Origin of the sequence: Micromonospora sp. MP36, from assembly GCF_008119785.1 — a bacterium.
GTDB lineage: Bacteria > Actinomycetota > Actinomycetes > Mycobacteriales > Micromonosporaceae > Micromonospora.
In genome coordinates this window covers 1-1,523 of record NZ_VSFA01000248.1, presented here as the reverse complement: position 1 = coordinate 1,523, position 1,523 = coordinate 1, and the positions used below count along the sequence as shown (strand labels likewise).

The 1,523-nt window shown below is 72.2% G+C and carries 1 protein-coding gene; it reads right to left on the bottom strand.

Going from position 1 to position 1,523, the window contains the following annotated elements; all coding sequences use genetic code 11:
- Positions 1-1,523 (bottom strand): condensation domain-containing protein (locus FXF52_RS40990; RefSeq protein WP_255472949.1); only part of this gene is annotated, 1,523 nt, incomplete at both ends.

Genomic DNA, 1,523 nt, shown 5'->3' with positions numbered 1-1,523 from the left:
CATCCGGCGTCGCCGCGACCCGCTCGCCAAACAACTCGTGCACCCGACGATCCACCACGGACACCGCAGCGGCGCCGGCGGTCAGCAGCTCACGCTCGCCGGGCGGTAGGTAGGTGCCGGTCGCGTCGCCGTCGGGGCTGGCGGCCATCGCCTCGAGGACCGCGCGGTACATGCCGGCGATCCGCTCGGCGTGCACCGGGCTGATCACGCGGGTGTCGACCGCGAGCCCGACGTGGCCGACCCGCACAGAGACGGAGAGCGGAAACTCGGTGGGGCTGTCGTCGATGCTGGACAGGTAGTCGACCAGCTCCCGGTCCACCTGGTCGAAGTCCAGGTAGATGAACATCGTGTCGAAAAGGCGGCGGCCGTCACCGAACTCCTGCGCGATGGCGGGCATCGGGTACTGGCGGTGCTGCCACATGCCGGTCTCGGCCGCGAACACGTCCGCGACGGCCTGCCGCCAGGTCCTGGCGGCGGCGGGGCGGAAGCCGATCGGCAGCGTGTTGAGGTACATGCCGTAGACCCGCTCGGCGCCGGTCACGTCCGGTCGGCCGTGCAGGACCACGCCGGTGTGGAACGACTCCTCTGCGGTCAGCTGGCCCAGCACCGTGAGGTGCGCGGCGAGCAGCACGCTCTTCATCGGCGCGTCGGCGGCCCGGGCGAGCTCGCGCAGCCGGTCCTCCAGGTCGAGGTAGGTCACCGCGGTCACGTGCGCGGAGCGCGGGCCGCTCGTGCCCTCGACGCCCCAGCCGTCCGGCAGCTCGAACGGGGCGTGACGGGTGACGACGTCCCGCCAGTAGCCCTTGTCGTTCTCCGACTCCAGCGCGCGCAGCTCGGCGGCGATGAAGTCGGCGTACCGCAGCTCGGGCAGCGGCTCCGGCGCGGGCTTCTCGCCGCGGCGCAGAGCCCGGTAGTACTCGAGGACCTCCATGACGAGCGAGTGGTGGCTCCAGCCCTCGATGATCGGGTGGCACTCGGTGACCGACAGCCACCACGTCTTGTCGTCGCAGACGTGGGCGTGCAGCCTCAGCAGCGGCGGGCGGCGCAGGTCGAAGAGCGTGGCCCGCTCGCGGGCGGTGAACTCACGCAGCGCCGCCTCGACGGCCGTCTCGTCAAGGTCGCGCAGCTCGCGCACGCCGACCGGCAGGACCGCGGACTCGTGTACGAGCTGGAGCGGCTGCGAGTAGCCGCTCAGGTGGATCGACGTGCGCAGCACCTCGTGCCGGGCGACGACGAGGTCGACCGCGGCGCGCAGGTCGGCGGCGGCGAACGGCAGGTCGTCGCGGATCCGGAAGGAGGTGACGTTGTGGTACGCGTGCAGGTCGGCGTCGGCGAGCATCTCCACGACCATGCCGGCCTGTACGCGGGACAGCGGGTACGCGTCGACGACGCCGGCGGGCAGCAGCTCGCGGTCGGCTGCGGAGATCAGCTCGAACGGCGCGACCCGGCGGTCCTCCTCCGTGGTGAGCGCCTCACGTCCGCCGAGCGCCTCGGTCAGCTCAGCGACCGTGCGGTGCGAGAAG